Source organism: Sporomusa sp. GT1 (assembly GCF_014634905.1).
In the GTDB taxonomy this organism is placed as follows: domain Bacteria; phylum Bacillota; class Negativicutes; order Sporomusales; family Sporomusaceae; genus Sporomusa; species Sporomusa sphaeroides.
In genome coordinates this window covers 128,998-147,035 of record NZ_BMBX01000006.1, presented here as the reverse complement: position 1 = coordinate 147,035, position 18,038 = coordinate 128,998, and the positions used below count along the sequence as shown (strand labels likewise).

13 protein-coding genes are annotated in these 18,038 nt (G+C 42.3%); 11 read left to right on the top strand and 2 right to left on the bottom strand.

Annotated features, from left to right (window positions below):
* Position 1: 1 nt before the first annotated feature.
* On the bottom strand, positions 2–337 hold the full coding sequence (locus tag GT1_RS10130) for a cupin domain-containing protein (RefSeq protein ID WP_075753377.1): 336 nt from the start codon (positions 335–337) through the stop codon (positions 2–4).
* 288 nt (positions 338–625) lie between these two features.
* A complete protein-coding gene (locus tag GT1_RS10125; RefSeq protein WP_188398593.1) occupies positions 626–907 on the bottom strand; it encodes a hypothetical protein in 282 nt (93 codons plus the stop codon).
* 214 nt (positions 908–1,121) lie between these two features.
* Between GT1_RS10125 and asnB the strand changes: the two genes are divergently transcribed.
* The 11 genes from asnB to GT1_RS10075 all read left to right on the top strand — a co-directional run bounded on the left by asnB (position 1,122) and on the right by GT1_RS10075 (position 17,987).
* Positions 1,122–2,966: an asparagine synthase (glutamine-hydrolyzing) gene (gene asnB, locus GT1_RS10120; RefSeq protein ID WP_188398592.1), complete on the top strand. Its 1,845-nt coding sequence runs from the start codon at positions 1,122–1,124 to the stop codon at positions 2,964–2,966.
* Positions 2,967–3,436: 470 nt separating this feature from the next.
* Positions 3,437–3,571: a hypothetical protein gene (locus tag GT1_RS22530; RefSeq protein WP_255430427.1), complete on the top strand. Its 135-nt coding sequence runs from the start codon at positions 3,437–3,439 to the stop codon at positions 3,569–3,571.
* The gene (locus tag GT1_RS10115; protein WP_188398591.1) at positions 3,568–5,043 is read left to right on the top strand and encodes an ABC transporter ATP-binding protein; all 1,476 of its coding nucleotides are present in this window, start codon (positions 3,568–3,570) and stop codon (positions 5,041–5,043) included. The genes GT1_RS22530 and GT1_RS10115 overlap by 4 nt, the downstream gene beginning before the upstream one ends.
* Positions 5,044–5,123: 80 nt before the next feature.
* Positions 5,124–6,122 carry a helix-turn-helix transcriptional regulator gene (locus tag GT1_RS10110; RefSeq protein WP_188398590.1) on the top strand — a complete coding sequence of 333 codons (999 nt, stop codon included), beginning with the start codon at positions 5,124–5,126 and terminating at the stop codon, positions 6,120–6,122.
* Positions 6,123–6,371: 249 nt separating this feature from the next.
* The gene (gene epsC, locus GT1_RS10105) at positions 6,372–6,980 is read left to right on the top strand and encodes a serine O-acetyltransferase EpsC (protein WP_188398589.1); all 609 of its coding nucleotides are present in this window, start codon (positions 6,372–6,374) and stop codon (positions 6,978–6,980) included.
* A 153-nt stretch (positions 6,981–7,133) separates the two neighbouring features.
* Positions 7,134–7,958 (top strand): class I SAM-dependent methyltransferase, encoded by an 825-nt coding sequence (locus tag GT1_RS10100; RefSeq protein WP_223226162.1) that lies wholly within the window; start codon positions 7,134–7,136, stop codon positions 7,956–7,958.
* A gap of 98 nt (positions 7,959–8,056) precedes the next feature.
* Positions 8,057–9,811: an ABC transporter ATP-binding protein gene (locus tag GT1_RS10095; RefSeq protein WP_188398588.1), complete on the top strand. Its 1,755-nt coding sequence runs from the start codon at positions 8,057–8,059 to the stop codon at positions 9,809–9,811.
* The gene (locus tag GT1_RS10090) at positions 9,804–11,543 is read left to right on the top strand and encodes an ABC transporter ATP-binding protein (RefSeq protein WP_188398587.1); all 1,740 of its coding nucleotides are present in this window, start codon (positions 9,804–9,806) and stop codon (positions 11,541–11,543) included. The genes GT1_RS10095 and GT1_RS10090 overlap by 8 nt, the downstream gene beginning before the upstream one ends.
* A 43-nt stretch (positions 11,544–11,586) precedes the next feature.
* On the top strand, positions 11,587–13,674 hold the full coding sequence (locus tag GT1_RS10085) for a TonB-dependent siderophore receptor (protein ID WP_188398586.1): 2,088 nt from the start codon (positions 11,587–11,589) through the stop codon (positions 13,672–13,674).
* Between the two features lie 136 nt (positions 13,675–13,810).
* A complete protein-coding gene (locus tag GT1_RS10080; protein ID WP_188398585.1) occupies positions 13,811–14,923 on the top strand; it encodes an efflux RND transporter periplasmic adaptor subunit in 1,113 nt (370 codons plus the stop codon).
* A 1-nt stretch (position 14,924) separates the two neighbouring features.
* On the top strand, positions 14,925–17,987 hold the full coding sequence (locus tag GT1_RS10075) for an efflux RND transporter permease subunit (protein WP_188398633.1): 3,063 nt from the start codon (positions 14,925–14,927) through the stop codon (positions 17,985–17,987).
* Positions 17,988–18,038: the final 51 nt, after the last annotated feature.

Sequence of the window (18,038 nt, the reverse complement as noted above, 5' to 3'; positions counted from 1 at the left end):
GTTACATAACAAGTACTAACAGCATTTTGAAGTTCTCGACAGCGTCTAATGCGTGAGGAACTTCGGCTGGCATAACAACCACCTGCCCGGTTGTTGCAGTGACTGTCTCGCCACCGATAGTGATTTCCGCCTTGCCGTCAAGGATGTACACCATAGCATCGCCGGGAGCCGAGTGACTGCTGATGGCTTCACCTTTGGCAAAGGCGAACAGTGTCATACTGAGGGTTTTATTCTGTGATAAGGTCAGGCTCACAACTTTGCCAGGCTGATAGTCTACCAGGTTAACCATATCCAGGGCTTTACTGAATTCGATATTTTTTATGAATTGCTTTTCCATGCAAAGAACCTCCTTATATTTGGGGATTTTGGTTATCTTTGTACTTAGTTTAGCAAATAAATGCACTATAAGCTGTGACAAAAGTCACTGTTCGCGGAAAAAACAGGCCGTACAGGCCTGCTTTTTTCCAACTTTTTTACCTAACAGAAAGTATAACTTTCTTAAGAACAGGATAAGGGTCAACATCGGCTTCCGCTGCGACGCGCCTGGATAGCGCTAGTTCCGATTGCGCCATGGATGGCATAGCAATTCGGCCCGCCAAAGGCTCGGCGCAAGCCGGTGTTTTCTTTACCTTACATCATCATTTAAATCTAAGGAGCCATCTTCGGACACCCGCATATTAAGATTGACCTTTTCTTCATGTCCCCACAGCATTCTGGCTACTAAATTATTTGTGGCATGCTGATTGCCTGCCTTTAGATGGCTTGTCCGGAGGGTATCCTGGGTGGCATCAAGACCGCTTTCCTGGTAGAGGTCACCGGCATTATCAATATCAGCGCCTTGAACATCAGACTGTGCAGTTGTCTGTGATGTTGTGACTGCTTCGGAAGCTTGTCTGGTTTCGTTCATAGCAATTCCTCCCTAATTGAATCGGGTGATTAAAACTAGCGTATCCGCGGATACGCCGTACCATACATATTTTTTTACCGATAGTGACAATTGTTTGCCTTAATGCATATCTATAAGCAGGTAATGTAATATGTGAGGCAAAGTTGCCTGTGGAGCGTGCCGATTTACCGGCTTGGCGCCACAGGCAATACTTTTTTAGGGAGATGATGGATATATGTGCGGGATTACCGGCTGGATTGACTGGGATGGAAATCTAACAGAGAAAAGCCATATTGTATCAGCTATGGTTGCTACACTGGCTGCACGCGGGCCGGATGCGCAGGGGACCTATATTACGCCACATGCGGCACTTGGGCATCGGCGGCTTAGCGTTATTGACCCTGTGGGAGGTGCGCAGCCGATGATTCGTTGTCGCGGTGCGCAGCAATTTGTCATTACTTATAACGGTGAACTGTACAACACGCCGGAAATCAGGCAGGAGCTTGAAGCAAAGGGGTATACGTTCAGTACCCATTGTGATACGGAAGTACTGCTGCAGGCTTTTATTGAATGGGGGCCGGCGTGTGTTGAGAAGTTTAACGGTATATATGCCTTTGGTATTTGGGATGAAGCCAGGCAAAGCTTATTTTTAGCCCGTGACCGTATTGGAGTTAAGCCGTTGTTTTACGCTGAACGTGGCAGCAGTTTTATCTTTGGTTCAGAGTTAAAAACCCTGCTTGCCAATCCCCTGATTCGGCCGGAGCTTGATGAAGAGGGGCTGGCGGAAGTGTTTATGCTTGGGCCGGCCCGGACACCGGGACATGGCGTGTTCCGCGGTGTTCGGGAATTAAAGCCTGGACACTTTATGGTTTACAATCGGCAGGGACAATGGATTAAACCCTACTGGCAGCTGGTATCCAAACCTCATACCGAGGATTTCGCCGCAACGGCGACTCAGGTTCGGGAGCTTTTGCTTGATGCTGCCAGACGTCAGCTTGTGTCAGATGTGCCTGTTTGTACCTTATTGTCCGGTGGCCTTGATTCGAGTGTGCTTACGGCGTTAGCGGCCAACTCTTTTAAACAGGAAGGCTTAGGTAGTTTGCCTACGTATTCGGTAGACTATCTGGACAATGATCTATATTTTAAGGCAAATAGCTTTCAGCCCAATGCGGATGCTCCCTGGGTCACAAGGGTAGCAGAACATTTTGGCACCTGTCACCACAATATTGTATTAGATAATCCGGAATTGGCAGCCAGTCTGAAGCCTGCTGTTTTGGCCCGGGACCTGCCGGGCATGGCCGATATTGATACTTCACTATACTTATTTTGTCGTGAAATCAAAAAAAGAGCCACAGTGGCTTTATCCGGTGAATGTGCCGATGAAGTGTTTGGCGGTTACCCCTGGTTTCAACGGGAAGAGATGATTCAGGCAACGACTTTTCCCTGGTCGCTCCAGCCGGAATTTCGCATTTCCTGGCTAAATCCGGACCTGTACAGCAGAATTAAGCCGGACGACTATGTAGCTCAGCGGTATCAGGAGGCGCTGGCAGAAGTGCCGTGCCTGCCGGGAGAGGATGCGCATTCGGCCAGAATGCGTGAAATATTTTATCTCAGCCTTACGCGGTTTATGCCAACCCTGCTGGACCGTAAAGACCGCATGAGTATGGCCTTTGGCCTGGAGGTCAGGGTACCCTTCTGCGATCACCGGCTGGTTGAATATGTTTGGAATGTGCCCTGGAGCATGAAATATTATCAAAATAGAGAAAAAGGACTGTTGCGCCACGCTATGGAGGGAATTTTGCCAGACGATGTGCTATGGCGGAAAAAGAGTCCTTACCCCAAAACGCATAACCCTGCCTATACTGAGCTTGTGATCGGGGAGGCCTTGGCTATTTTGCAAGACCCGGCATCCCCCTTGCAGCAAATTCTGAATGTTGAAAAGCTTAAGCAACTGGCTCAGACTCCTATGACTGCCGCAAATATTCCCTGGTTTGGTCAATTGATGAGCGGGCCGCAGTTGTTTGCCTACCTTATCCAGGCAGATCATTGGCTGCGCGAGTATAAGGTTCAGGTAGTGTGAACAAAAAGTTGTTGTAGTTTGTTTTCATTGGTAACTACTGTGTGTCTGGATGCAGGTACACAGTAGTTGCTTTAGTTTAACAGAAAGTTAATTTTCTGTTAAACAAGATATGGGCACTACGGTCGTCAGAGGCCCGATGCAAACAGTGTTTTCTTTACCTGATAATAAATATAGGTTTTGCGCACCTCGGCGGCTTTTCTTAGTCTGTTAAATGGAAAGGGTTGCCAATCGTAACAGGATTCGTTATAATAATATAAATGAAAATCATTATCAATGCATTGATAGAGGATCATATCATGATTGCACGGGGGATCCAGAACATGTGCTTTCCTGGGCCGGTGGATTTTGTCAAAACACTTTGCAAAGGCCGGGAGTGTATAACCACGGTACGGAGCTTAAGGAAGCTATCGGGCTATCCGTTGCTTGGATAGAACAAAGCATTGACGTAAAAAACTTGTGAGGTGTAAAAGGTGCAGCAGTTAGAAACAGTTATCCGGCAGGCGGTGTTTGTACTGATTTTGTTTTCCAGCCAGCATAACATTGATGTAAAAATTCTTGACAAAAATGTATTTCCCCGTTTGACGTTAAGGGGGCTGGGCGCGTGATTGAACTGAAGAATGTGCATTTCAGCTATCAGGAGGACCGGGCTGAAAGTGTTTCAGGTATTAATTTACAGATCAAACCGGGGGAATTCGTCCTGCTGTGCGGCCGCAGCGGCTGCGGCAAGACCACCATTACCAGGCTGTTGAATGGACTGATTCCACATTTTTATGAAGGAACTTTGCACGGGGAGGCGTTTATTGACGGGAAAAGTATCCGTGATATGAAGCTGCACCAGCTCGCACGGCTAGTCGGCTCGGTATTTCAGGACCCGCGTTCGCAGTTTTTTACAGTGGACACCACCTCGGAGATTGCTTTTTCCTGCGAAAATATGGGCGTACCCAGAGCGGAAATGCTCCGGCGGCTTACAAATACGGTAACGGCCATGAAACTTGAGCCGCTGCTGGAAAGAAGCCTGTTCAAGTTGTCCAGCGGCGAAAAACAGAAAATTGCCATCGCTTCTGTCCATGCGGCAGGCCCCACGGTGTATGTGCTGGACGAACCTTCGGCCAATCTGGACCACCAAGCCACGGAAGAACTCAGGCAGGCCCTGGCCCTGCTGAAAAGTGCGGGCCATACCGTCATTATCGCCGAACACCGCCTGTATTACCTGAAAGACCTTGTTGACAAAGTAGTTTATATGGAGGGTGGGACAGTTGCCGCCGAGTATGACCGGCAAAGTTTTTTGGCTATGTCTGATAATGAGCGGATTGACAAAGGATTAAGATGCATTTTTCCGGAAAAACTGCCTTTGCAGTGCAGCGGCAAAGAGCTAGCCGCCCCGCCGGCCTGTTTGCAACTGGAGGATGCAACGTTTTGGTATGAGGGCGGCCCACGGATTCTCGACGGCTTGTGTCTCATGGCCGGACAAGGAGAAATTATTGGTATTACCGGTTTGAATGGTGCCGGCAAAAGTACCTTTGCGAAAATTCTCTGCGGACTGGTAAGCGAACGGCAGGGGAAAATACGCATTGGCTCCGGGCCGACAAAAGCAGGCGAGCGTCTAAAAAAATCCTATTTTGTTATGCAGGATGCCGACTATCAGTTATTTACCGAAAGCGTCGAGGAAGAACTGGGTCTGGGCAACGAGCGCCTGCCTGATTTGACGGAAAAAGTGGCGGAAACGATGGAAACACTCGGTTTATCCACTTTTAAGAGCCGTCATCCTGCCTCTCTCTCCGGTGGCCAAAAGCAGCGGGTGACCATTGCCGTGGCCATCGTCAAGGGGGCGGATATATTGATTTTTGATGAACCCACCAGTGGTCTGGATGCGGAAAATATGCGGCGGGTGGCCTCCCTGCTGCAACAGGTTGCGGCCCAGGGAAAAACGGTGTTTGTCATCACGCATGATTATGAATTTATCATGCACACCTGTACCAGGATTGTCAATCTGGCGGGTGGCAGAGTTGGTGCCGATTTTTTTCTTAATGACAACAGTCTGGCAGAACTAAAAAAACTCTTTTGTTTTACGGGTTAGGAACGCCGGCGCGCCACAACCGGATGAGTTTGGCGTATATCCTCCATTGATATACTTACCGATACCAAGGGGCGATAGACATGATAAAAAATGCCGTGTCAAAAAATCAGATATTTAATCCGCAGGATGAGGCCTGCCCGATATGTGCCGACCTTGATCATATTTACAGAACCAGTTCGTTTCAAACGGAGATGAAGATACCGGAAACGGTTGGTGAAGGTTATTTCCGGCGGATTGTTGTCAAACCCTCCCTGCGGATATCCATCAGCGATATGACTTTTTATAGAAGGATAACCATGGGGGAGAAGCAGGAAAGCTCCTTGTATAGTCTGGCCTTTTGTCTGGGTGAGGGGTTTTGGTGGCAGGTGGAGGGAAAACCGCCACGGGAATATGGAATCACCTATGGGGAAAGTTGTATATTCAACCGCGACCAAGGCATCAGTGTCAGCAGCTATCATCCGGGTTCGCGTTTTTGGGGGATTTGTGTGGAGTTTGATCTTGACATTATTGCCGGTTTTATGCAGCACAGGGGCAAAGACCATGCATATCACAGCCTGTTTGCCGGCCGTAATTTCTTATGTAATGGCAAAACTTCCCCAGGCATTCGTCTGATTCTCAACGAAATGATGAATTGCCGCTACCGGGAACATCTGAAAAAAATCTATCTGGAAGGAAAAATACTGGAGCTGGTTGCCGTCTATCTGGACGAAGCTATTTTTGAAGACGGGACCAGAACCTCGGCAGGCAAAGTTTCCGCCTATGACCGGGAGGCATTATACAAAGCCAGGAAAATTCTGGACGAAAATCTTGCAGCCCCGCCTACTCTGGGAAAACTGGCAAAAATGATCTGCCTGAATGAATATAAGCTAAAAATCGGCTTTAAGGAATTGTTCGGACTGCCGGTTCATGCCTATATTATCGACAAACGGCTGGAGCTTGCGCGTCTGCTGATCGAGGACCAAAAACTCCGGGTTACAGAAGCGGCCTTATTGGTCGGTTATAATGATTTAAGTTATTTTGCGGAAAAATTCCGGGGAAAATATGGCGTTAATCCGTCACAATATAGCAAGAAATTGTAACTTTATTTTCATATGGATAGTTAGCCCAGGCACAAGGAATAACGCATTCTTTGTGCCTTAATACTTTTTACCATAAAACTTATCCTGTTTGACATAGAAGAAAGACGGAAAAATGAGGTATGATTTTTTTATTAGCGACAATGAGAATCAATATCATTTTAAAGCAGATGGACATCCAGACCAAGCATTAGTAGAAACTGGTTTATGGAGAGAAAAATTTATTTTTGTAAGGAAAGGCGGCAGAAGAAGATGGTTGCTTTATTTGAGGACATTAAGGCCATTTACCGTAATGATCCGGCCTGCAAAAATGTAGAATTTTTACTCTATCCCTCCCTTCATGCGATAACAGCCCACCGATATTTAATTCATCCGCTTTACCACCTCGGCATACCGTTCTTGCCACGCCTATTTTCGCAATTGATGCGTTTTGTTACGGGAATAGAAATTCATCCGGGAGCAAAAATTGGGCCTGGGTTCTTTTGCGACCACGGTTGCGGTGTGGTAATCGGCGAAACAGTGGAAATGGGAAAAAATTGCACCCTGTTTCATGGCGTTACGCTGGGCGGAACAGGGAAGGAAAAAAGGAAGCGGCATCCTACTATTGGTGATGATGTGTATATTGGCCACGGTACGACAATTCTCGGTCCGGTTACTATCGGCAGTCAAAGCAAAATTGGCGCGCAAACCGTCATTGCAAACCGAGACGTCCCGCAAGATTGTACGGTGATCGGTTCGCCGCCCAAAATCATCAAAATGAAGGGACAGAGAACCGATTTGCCTTTGCCTATATCTACTTATAGGCAATTAGACCGGCAACGGGAAAAAATGGCGGAAATAGCTTGTTCGGCTAAAGGTTAACGATATTGAGCTATATACCATAAAAGTTATCCTGTTTGTCTTAGCTAATAAAATATAAATCAGTTATACTCATTTATAAATGAGTATGACAATCAATATCAATAATACTAATACATCAATGGGTTTATATAGTGAAGAAATGGAGGAGTTGTATTGAGTACATCGGTAGTATTAAAATCTCAGTCTGTTGAATCAACTATGCTGCTGCCTCTTTGGGGACGCGCTACTTATAGTCGGAAAGATCCGGCTATTTTGGATGATCAGGATGCAATTCGGCTTATTAAACAATGTGAATATGATTTTGCGCCTGTTGCTAAATCGTTTGGAGAGTTTAGTGGCTTGACATATATTGCCCGGGCGAGGAGATTTGATGATGCTATACGTAATTATCTTGCAAAGCATCCTAGAGCAACTGTAGTAAACATCGGTGCCGGTCTTGATACGACTTTTTCCAGAATTGATAATGGCCTCATTAATTATTACAATCTTGATTTACCGGATGCTATTGCTTATCGAAAGAGTTTACTTGAAGATACTCCCCGAAATACCTGTATTGCTAAGAATTTCCTTGATCCGTCTTGGTTTGATGACATAATTTTTAATATGGAAGATGGCATAGTTTTTATTTCCGCAGGCGTTTTTTACTATTTTAAAGAAGAGCAGTTAAAAACAATAATTGCTGCTATGGCACAGCGTTTTTCCGGTGGAGAATTATATTTTGATGCAGAGCCCAAATATGCGGTTAAAGGTTCTAATAGGATGGTTGAGAAATCAGGCAACAAGGGAGCAATGATGCATTTTTGGGTTAATAATAATGAGCAATTGGAGCAATGGTCGCCTAACATTAGGGTTTCATCTCAATCACTGCTTAAAGGCATAACTATGAATGAGAGTTGGGGAATTGGCACTCGGCTGGCATTCAGGGCGTGTAATTGTATAAAGTTTATGAAACTCATATGTTTGAAATTTGTTCATTAGAATTAAAGCAGCTCTTGTGAAAGAATCTATTATTTTTTTATTATTAATCATGAGAATCAATATCAACTATAAATGCAACTGTATTTGGAGGTTACATTATGAGTGGTTTTATAAAGATATGTTCTTATGCCAAAGAACATAGAAAAAAGACATATTTGGCGATCTTTTTAATTTTTCTCAGTGCTTTTTCTGGGATTGTTCCCTATCTTTTTACTTATGATATGATGATTCGATTTATTGAATCAAATACGGTTACTCTAAATTATTTATTAGTTATATCGACCGGAATATTTATTGGTTTATTATTGCAATCTTTTTTATTTTATAAAGGCTTAACGGCATCACACCAAGCAGCTTATGATACTTTGATGGAATTGAGAATTAAATTTGCCGAAAAGATGTCAAAATTACCGATGGGAGATATAAAAGCAAGAGGAGTAGGCAGTTATAAGAAAAATTTTGTTGATGATATTGAAAGTACCGAAACCTTATTGGCTCATATGATCCCAGAGGGTATTCCGTTCGTAATAACACCTATTATCGTTTATATTGTTTTATTTTTATTAGATTGGCGCCTGGGATTTCTTTCGCTTGCCTCGGTATTTGTTGGCATGATACCGATTTTTATTATGATGCGGAGCAGTTTAAAAAAGATGGGGTATTATTATGATTCGGCCCGTAAGATGAACGCAACTATTGTTGAGTATGTTTCCGGTATGGAAGTTATAAAAATTTTTAATAGAACCACAAGCTCTTATGAAAACTATGTGGTGTCTATTGAAAATTACAAAAAATATACGTTGGATTGGTTCAAAGAATCATGGACTTATATGGCTATTTATAGTTCGATACTGCCGTGTACAATCTTATTTCTATTGCCTGTAGGCACACTATTTTATCTTAATGGCACATTGACTTTGCCGGTACTGGCTTTTTCTTTGCTTTTGTCTATGGGGCTGGGGCAGCCGTTACTTAGGTTGGTTGACTTTATGCCCACTATTCCTGTGTTAAAGCACAAAATAGAGCAGTTGGAGAAAACATTCAGTGGTCAGGAATTAATTACTTTAAATAAAAATATCAAGCCTGCTCATTATGACGTAGAATTCCGTAATGTTTATTTTGGCTATGAAGAGCAAAATGTTATCAGCAATATTTCTTTTACAGCTAAGGAAAATAGTGTTACTGCCATTGTTGGTGCTTCGGGCAGTGGCAAAAGCACGTTGGCTAAATTATTGGTGCATTTTTGGGATGTGAAAGCAGGAGAGATAACTATCGGGGGAGTCAATATACATGATTTTTCTTTTGAAGAATTGATGGATATTGTCAGTTATGTTTCGCAGGATGTTTACCTGTTTAATACTACGGTTATGGAAAATATTCGAATTGGCCGCCCGGGTGCAACCAATGAGGAAGTTATTGCGTGCGCGAAAGCTGCTATGTGTCATGACTTTATCACTGAATTGGACAGAGGCTACGACACTATTGCCGGTGAGGACGGCAATAAATTTTCCGGGGGAGAAAAACAAAGAATTAGTATTGCCAGAGCAATTTTAAAGAATGCGCCGATTATTGTTTTAGATGAAGCGACTGCTTTTACCGATCCTGAAAATGAAGATAAAATTCAAGCAGCTTTAAATAAATTGATCATTGGCAAGACAGTAATTGTTATTGCTCATAGGCTTTCCACTATTGCCGATGCCAATAAGATTATTGTACTGGATAAAGGTGTTTTAATTGGTGAGGGAACCCACTCACAATTGCTGCAGTCCTCAGACGCATACCATCATTTATGGAATTCTCACATGGAAACCTTGCAGTGGGGAATCAAGGTTAAGGAGGTGGAACATGTTTAAGATCATCAATAGGCTTTTGACACTGGCCGGTGAATATTCCCTGCGGATAAAGTTTGCTTTTTTTCTTAGTACTTTTGAAGCCTTTTTGGGTCAAGTTCCGATTTTAGCCGTGTTAGTTGTTTTGATTAAAATATCTGCCAATAATATTACAGTTCAAGATGTCCAACTGGTAGCTTTGGTTATTGTACTTAGTATTCTTATAAGAGCTTTGCTAAAAAGATGGATAGATGGCCTACAAAGCAGTACCGGTTATGAGATTTTTGCCAGAGAAAGATTAAAGCTGGGTGACCGTTTGAAAAGGCTGCCAATGGGATATTTTTCCGATGGAAACATAGGTAAAATTACAGCAGTGGTTACTTCTGATTTGGTTTTTATTGAAGAACATTCCATGTCGGTGCTGTCCAAGGTTGTTTCTTGTTATCTCGGGATTGTAGTCAGCGTAATTTTGCTGTTTACGTTTGATTATCGTATTGGCTTTATTTCGCTGTTTACTTTTATATTAGCCTCTTTGGCTTTGAAACAAGTTGAAAAAGTTATTGTAGTTCGTGCTGCCGACAGGCAGGAAAGTCAGTCCAGACTTATTAGCGCTGTTTTAGAATATGTAAAAGGTATTTCAGTGATTAAATCCTTTAATATGACGGCAGAAAGAACAGAGAGAATCTATCAAGAGTTTAAAAACCATCGTGATGTAAATATTAACTTTGAAGAAGAGTTTATTCCGCCAAGTATAAATTTTGACCGGGCTTTAGCACTTGGTACCACGCTTACTGTATTTGCCTCAGCCTATTTCTATTTTAATAAGACAATGGAATTATCAATGCTGCTGGTGATGATAATTTTTGCATTTCAAATATATCTGCCCTTTAAAACTATAAATGTACTTAGTGTCATGATTAATATTATGAAAAATGCTTTGGACCGTTTTGATTCCATTTGTAATATAGAAAATGTTGATAAAGATGGTAAAGATATTGTTTTAAATAAATTTGACATTGAATTTAACAATGTTTCGTTTGCTTATGAGCAAGAACCAATAATACACAATGTTAGTTTTGTTGTGCCGGAGAATAGTATGACTGCTCTAGTTGGTAAATCCGGCAGCGGCAAAACGACTATTGCTAATTTGATTGCCCGGTTTTGGGATGTTCAAGGCGGAGCCATTAAAATAGGCGGTGTTGATAGTAAAGAAATGACTTTCGATAGTTTGCTTAAGAATATTAGCATGGTTTTTCAAGATGTGTATTTGTTTAATGATACTATTTTGAATAATTTAAGATTAGCCAAGCCTGAGGCAACGCTTAGCGAAATTATGGAGGTTTGTAAAAAGGCTTGCTGTCATGATTTCATTATGGAATTACCTAATGGCTATGACACTATTGTTGGTGAAGGAGGCTCATCTTTATCTGGCGGCGAGAAGCAGCGTATATCTATTGCCAGAGCTATTTTAAAGGATGCGCCGATTATTCTTTTAGATGAAGCAACAGCTAGTTTAGACCCGGATAATGAAAAGCAGATTCAAGCTGCTATTAGTGAGCTTGTCAGAAATAAAACCTTAGTGGTTATTGCCCATCGTTTATCTACTATTAAGGAAGCTGATCAAATTTTAGTCTTGGACAAAGGGAGGATTGTTCAACAGGGTGTGCATGAAAGGCTTATTGAGGTGGATGGACAGTATAAAGATTTCTGGCAGCGAAGAATGCAGGCCGGCAGTTGGAAAATCAGTCAGGTATGAATTATGAAGCGTACAATGTGCGCACAACGGGGAGAGAGAAAAAATGAGAAAACCAAAAATCACCGGGAAAAAATTATTGCACTTATTACTAAGCAGTTCCTTATTTTTAGGTTGTGCCGGAGCCGCTGCTGCTGAGGAAGCTGTTGTTAACGGGGCTCAAGATGAGCAGGCAATAGAGGCTCAGGCAAGTATGCAAGAATTTAGTATGGAGGAATATGTGGTAACAGCCAGTAGAATGCCTACTAAAATCAGTGAGACGGCAGCGCATGTTACCGTAATCGATCAGGCGGTGATTGAACAAAAAAGTATAAAAAGTGTTGCTGAAGCACTTATTGATGCCGGTGTGGAAGTATATTATGAAGGCGGCAGTGTTGGTGATGCCGGCGGCATTATTTTAAATGGTGATAACAGAATTATTGTGTTAGTAAATGGCCGGAAAATTAATGTGGAGCAGAAATTGGAACAGAACAGTCTGGGCTACAATTTGGGGATGCTGCCCAGTGTGGATAGTATCGAAAAAATTGAAGTCGTCAGAGGCGCTGCTTCCACAATGTATGGAAGTGCTGCTGTTGGCGGTGTTATTAATATTATTACGCGCACAGGTGCGGAAACTAAGACAACCGCTTATTCGGAATTTGGCAGCTGGAATTCAAGAAAATATGGAATAACGACAGGCGGCAGTACCGGTAAAGACGGCAAAACCAGTTATATGATAACTGCCGGCCGCTGGACGCAAGACCACTATGAATACAAGGATCATCAAACCGGCGATGTTGTAAAAATGCCGAATAGTAAATTTGAAAGAAATAATGCGTCTGTTCGCATTGATCATGATTTGGGTAAAGAGAGAATGTTGACCTTTTATTATGACCATGTGGATGAAGAAGCCGGAAGTCCCATCGCAAAGCCTGGTACGATCGGGTATGATATGGACGGTAATCCGTATGAAATTCACGACTCTAAAGCATTTCGAGATATCAAGCAAAATAATGTAGCATTAGCTTATCGTTGGAAACAGGGAGAAACTATTACAAATAATTTCCAAATTTATCAAAATGATTATCGAATGGATTGGTATATGGGTAATTATAATTCAATGAGCAGATATAGGGATAAAGAATATGGTGTTGAATGGAACCAATCCAGACCGTTGGGCAAAAATAACAGGATCGTTGGGGGCTTTGACTGGAAAATGGCTAAGGTTGATGACCGTTCGGCTCCCTATGCTGAAAATAAATTGCGGATGCTGGGGCTCTATTTAGAAGATCATTGGAATTTTGCGCCAAAATGGACGTTAACCGGCGGCTTCCGTCATGATGACAGTAATAAATATGATGGTGAAAATACTGTCAGATTCAGTCTTAATAAAGAAATAAATGATAACAGTAATGCTTACTTTTCCTGGGGACAATTTTTCCGCGCTCCTAACGCAATTTCTTTTTTTAGGGGCTGGGACCCTATGTATCTTCCCAACCCCAACCTTAAACCGGAAACCGGCGATTCGTTTACCTTAGGGTATAATACCGTGTTGTCTGGGGGGACAAAAATACAGGCAAGCTTGTTTAAAACCGATGTAGACAATGCGTTTGAGTATCAGTATCCTATTGAACCGACTACTAATAAGCCAACCGCCTATATGGCTAATGTCGCCAAACAAAAGAAGCGTGGGTTAGATTTGCGGATTAACCATCCGCTTTCAGATACCTGGGATGTGGTATTAGGCTATTCTTATTTAAAAGTAAGACAAGATAGAGACGATGGCTGGGGAGAACAATATGATATTACCAACAGCAATCCCAATTATTATCAATTAGGTTTCAATTATCATCAGGATCGTTGGAATGTCAATATTATGGGCCGCGGTGCCACAGGACGTAATTCTACCAGAGGCATGTGGTCGGCAGATGCAGCCGGGAACCCGATAGTGGTACCGGAAAATGCTTTTTCCTCCAAACGGTATTGGGTGCTTGATATAGGTGCCAGCTATCAGGTTAACCAAGATATCAAAGCGTATGCCAAGGTCTACAATTTAACAAATCGTGCTTATGAGACTACCTATTTATGGAATACTGTTGGCAGTCAGCCAATGTCTTCCCGCCAGTTCGTATTTGGTGTGGAAACGCGTCTGTAATTTTATTGTTATGATTTTTGTTGCTTGCTATATACTCCGTGTTAAAGAATTGGCAGGCGCAGGCGGGTGGCGCGGTGACACCCGCCTGCAAAAATTTTAGCACGTCATATATGGTTATTGGGAAGAAGGAAGAAAAATGCAAGTAAAAGGTTTTCTGAAGTTAAAACAGAGAAAATGGTTTTACGGACTAATAGCTATCGTGGCAGTTAGCTTGGTTAGCGGCGGTTTCTTGGGGAAGGAGCAAGGCAAGTCAGTTGCTGCTAATGTTCCGTTGGTGCGGACACAAATTGTAGGCAGCGCGGACAAAACTGCCGCTTATACTTATGCCGGTGAAGTGCGTGGCCGTTACGAAAGCCAGTTGGCTTTTCAAGTGGGAGGTAAAGTCAGTAACCGTTTTGTGGATTTGGGCATGGCTGTACAAGCGGGAGACGTTTTAATGAGTATTGATCCTAAGGATGTTAAAGAAGTTATCAATAACAATGCTGCGCAGCTAGCGGCTGCTCAAACGCAGCAAAAACTTGCAGAAAGTAATTTAGCTCGTTATAAACAATTATATGCCCAGGATGCTATCAGCAGAGCGGAACTTGATTATTATCAAAATGCTTATGATGTGGCCAGCGCCGCAAGCCGTCAAGCAACTGCTCAATACGAACAAGGTTCCAACCAACTGGGTTATACCCGGTTGGTTGCTGAACAAGCTGGAGTTGTAGCTCACATTGGCGCAGAAACCGGGCAAGTCGTCAGTGCCGGTGAAACGGTGCTGACGCTTGTATATGACGGCGAACGGGAGATCGAGATTCATGTGCCGGAGAATCGTTTGCCAGAAGTAAAAGAAGCTCCTGAATGTGAAGTAATATTTTGGGCTCTTCCCGGGGTAAGTGTGGAAGGCCGGGTCAGGGAAATTGCTCCGATGGCTAATGCCCTTACCCGTACTTATAAAGTCCGAATTTCCTTAGTTAATCCGCCGCCTGCAGTAAGTTTGGGCATGACTGCTTCGGTTATGATGAAAAATGGTGAGCATTCTGTAGTAAATACTATTCCCCTGACAGCTTTGTATCAAACAGAGCATCAACCTTGTGTTTGGGTCGTTAAGGATAATGTGGTTACTTTACGGGTTGTTGAAGTCGGCCTGCAGGATAATGATTTGGTGCAAATACTGTCAGGTCTCCAAGCCGGAGAAGTTATCGTGACAGCGGGAGTTCATAAATTGCAGGAAAAACAACAAATTAAAGTTATTGGTAGTAATTGATATGGGAAAAATAAATTTAACAGAATGGGCTCTTAAACACAAGCAAGTAGTTTACTATTTTATTATTATCATTTTTATTGCCGGAATATCTTCTTATCAGGATTTAGGGCGGATGGAGGATCCTGACTTTACTTTACGTTTGATGGTAGTGTCTGCCAGCTGGCCTGGAGCTACTGCCCGTCAAATGGAAGAGCAAGTTACCGATAAATTGGAAAGAAGATTGCAGGATACGCCAGGGCTTGATTATATAATGAGTTATTCAACACCAGGGCAGTGCATTATTTATGTTGCCTTAAAAGAAGATGAGGTTAAAGGCAGTCAGGTCCGGCAAACGTGGTTTGAAGTGCGCAATATGGTTGAGGAAATTAAATATACCTTACCGGCAGGCGTAAATGGTCCTTTTTGTAATGATCGGTTTGATGATGTTTTTGGCTGCATTTACGCTTTGACAGGGCCTGATTACAGTTATGAAGAACTGAGAGAAGAGGCTGAGCGGATTCGGCGTTTGCTGGTTAACATTCCTAGTGTTAAAAAAATTGAGCTGCAAGGCGTTCAAACTGAAAAAATATATATTGAAATGGACAATGCCAAATTAGCACAGTTGGGCCTTGCTCCTTCCGATATGATGAACGCTGTGTATAACCATAATGTTATGAGTTCTTCAGGTATGATCGAAACTGAGACAAGTAATTTGCATTTACGAATCAGTGGTAGATTTGATAATCTTGAAGACTTAAAAAATATGCCGATTTATGCTAAGGGGCAAAGTTTTCGTTTAGCCGATATTGCTAAGATTAATCGCAATTACAGTGATCCGGCTGACCCTAAAATGTTTTTTAATGGTCAACCGGCAATTGGTTTGGCTTTGTCGATGGATACAGGCGGAAACATTATTAAACTTGGTGAGAACTTAGATAATGCTCTTTTAGCAATCAAACAGCAACTGCCTGTAGGTATGGAGCTGGCTATTGTCGCTAATCAACCGGAAGTTGTGCAGCAAGCAATTAATGATTTTGTCAGGTCTTTGGCGGAAGCTATCATCATTGTCTTGCTTGTTTGCTTTTTTAGTTTGGGGGTACGCTCCGGACTGGTAGTGGCTCTGGGTATTCCATTGGTTATTTGTGGTGTCTTTTTAGTTATGAAATTGCTCGGAATAGATCTTCATAAAATTTCTTTAGGAGCATTAATTATCTCTTTAGGTTTACTGGTTGATGATGCTATTATTGCCATTGAGATGATGAAAGTTAAGCTGCAAGAGGGAATGGCGCGTTTTGAAGCTGCTTGTTATGCTTATAGGGTTACTTCTTTCCCCATGCTTACCGGGACATTAATTACCTGCGCCGGTTTTATTCCTATGGGCTTCTCTGAGGGAACAGCTTCTGAATTTATCGGCAGTATTTTTTGGGTAATTACGATAGCTCTTTTGCTTTCCTGGGTTGTCTCGGTATTAGTAACACCGTTGTTGGGTTATAGTTTATTAAAAAGTTCTTCTGATGCGAGTTTAATAAAAAATGATATGTATAATACCCGCTTTTACAATAAGTTTAAAAGCATTTTAATTTGGTGTTTATCTCATCGCAAGCAAGTATTAATCAGTACTTTAGCTGCGTTTATTGGTTCGATATTTTTAATGGGTATTGTTAAACAAGAATTCTTTCCAGAATCTTCGCGACCGGAAATTGTTATCGATATGCGGTTACCACAAGGAGCTTCTGTGAAAGCTACTGAGCGAGAGGCTAAACGTTTTATTGAGAAGCTGACCAGGGAGGCTGAGCTGACAAACTATTCTTATTATGTCGGCAAAGGAGCACCAAGATTTATTTTAACAGGTGATGCGGAATTTCCTAATACTAATTTAGTTCAATTTGTTATTGTTGCTAAAGATATAGCTGTTCGGGATAAGCTGGCTAAAAAGGCCAGAGAATTATTAAGCACTGAATTTCCGGAAGTACGCGGTAATGTAAAATTTTTAAAAACAGGTCCGTCTTATCCTTATCCGGTTAATTTGCGAGTAACAGGAAAAGATCATGATCAGGTACGTAAAATAGCTGAACAAGTTGTAGGTGAAATGAATAATAATCCAATCATAACAGAGGTTACTCTTGATTGGAGCGAAAAAAGCCAGATTTTAAAACTTGAAATTGATCAAGATAAAGCAAGAATGTTAGGCGTTGATAATCAAACACTTGCTGCTAATCTTCAAGCGATGTTATCAGGTACTGCTATTGCCGAATTTAGGGAAAAAGACAGGACTATCGGTATTGTTTTTAGACTTGATCAGGAGAGTCGCAATAATCTGAGCTTGCTTAAGAATATAAATGTTCCGGCAGGTAATGGTTATGTGCCATTAGCGCAGGTTGCTAATATTAGCTATGCCGCTGAGGAAGGATTAATTTGGCGGCGTGATTTACAGCCAACAATTACTGTGCAAGCAAATACAATTGAAGGCATACTTAGTAATAATGCCACTCAGGCAGTTTATGACAGTTTGGCTGAGCTGCGGGCAGGGTTGCCTAATGGTTATAGTATCGATATTGGCGGCTCTTTGGAGATGAGTTTGAAAGCAAATGGCTGGGTAATGCAGCTTGTGCCTGTCATGATTTTAGCGATTATTACTTTGCTAATGTTACAGATACAAAATATTCCTAAAATGCTGCTGACTTTACTTACCGCACCAATGGGGCTGATTGGGGTTAGTATTATCTTGTTATTGACTGACAGACCAATGGGATTTGTCGTGCAGCTGGCTATTTTGGCTTTATCGGGAATAATCATGCGGAATTCTGTTATTCTCATTGATCAAATTGAAAAACATACAGAAGCTGGCGAACATCCTTGGGATGCTATTGTTAATGCCGCTGTTTCCCGTTTTAGGCCAATTATGCTTACGGCGGCAGCGACAATTTTGGCGATGATACCATTAGTTTCCAATGATTTCTGGGGTCCTATGGCAGTAGCTATAGCCGGTGGGCTTTTTGGGGCAACAATACTTACTTTGTTAATACTGCCTGTTATGTATGCTGCCTGGTATAAAGTTCCTTATCGAAATGATAACGCAGAATGACTTAGTGTCATTCTGCGTTATTATTAAGTATCCCGAATACCATAAAAGTTA

Coding starts and splice junctions, on each gene's coding strand:
- GT1_RS10130 (WP_075753377.1), bottom strand. CDS start 337: ATGGAAAAGCAATTCATAAAAAATATCGAATTCAGTAAAGCCCTGGAT.
- GT1_RS10125 (WP_188398593.1), bottom strand. CDS start 907: ATGAACGAAACCAGACAAGCTTCCGAAGCAGTCACAACATCACAGACA.
- asnB (WP_188398592.1), top strand. CDS start 1,122: ATGTGCGGGATTACCGGCTGGATTGACTGGGATGGAAATCTAACAGAG.
- GT1_RS10110 (WP_188398590.1), top strand. CDS start 5,124: ATGATAAAAAATGCCGTGTCAAAAAATCAGATATTTAATCCGCAGGAT.
- epsC (WP_188398589.1), top strand. CDS start 6,372: ATGGTTGCTTTATTTGAGGACATTAAGGCCATTTACCGTAATGATCCG.
- GT1_RS10095 (WP_188398588.1), top strand. CDS start 8,057: ATGAGTGGTTTTATAAAGATATGTTCTTATGCCAAAGAACATAGAAAA.
- GT1_RS10090 (WP_188398587.1), top strand. CDS start 9,804: ATGTTTAAGATCATCAATAGGCTTTTGACACTGGCCGGTGAATATTCC.
- GT1_RS10085 (WP_188398586.1), top strand. CDS start 11,587: ATGAGAAAACCAAAAATCACCGGGAAAAAATTATTGCACTTATTACTA.
- GT1_RS10080 (WP_188398585.1), top strand. CDS start 13,811: ATGCAAGTAAAAGGTTTTCTGAAGTTAAAACAGAGAAAATGGTTTTAC.
- GT1_RS10075 (WP_188398633.1), top strand. CDS start 14,925: ATGGGAAAAATAAATTTAACAGAATGGGCTCTTAAACACAAGCAAGTA.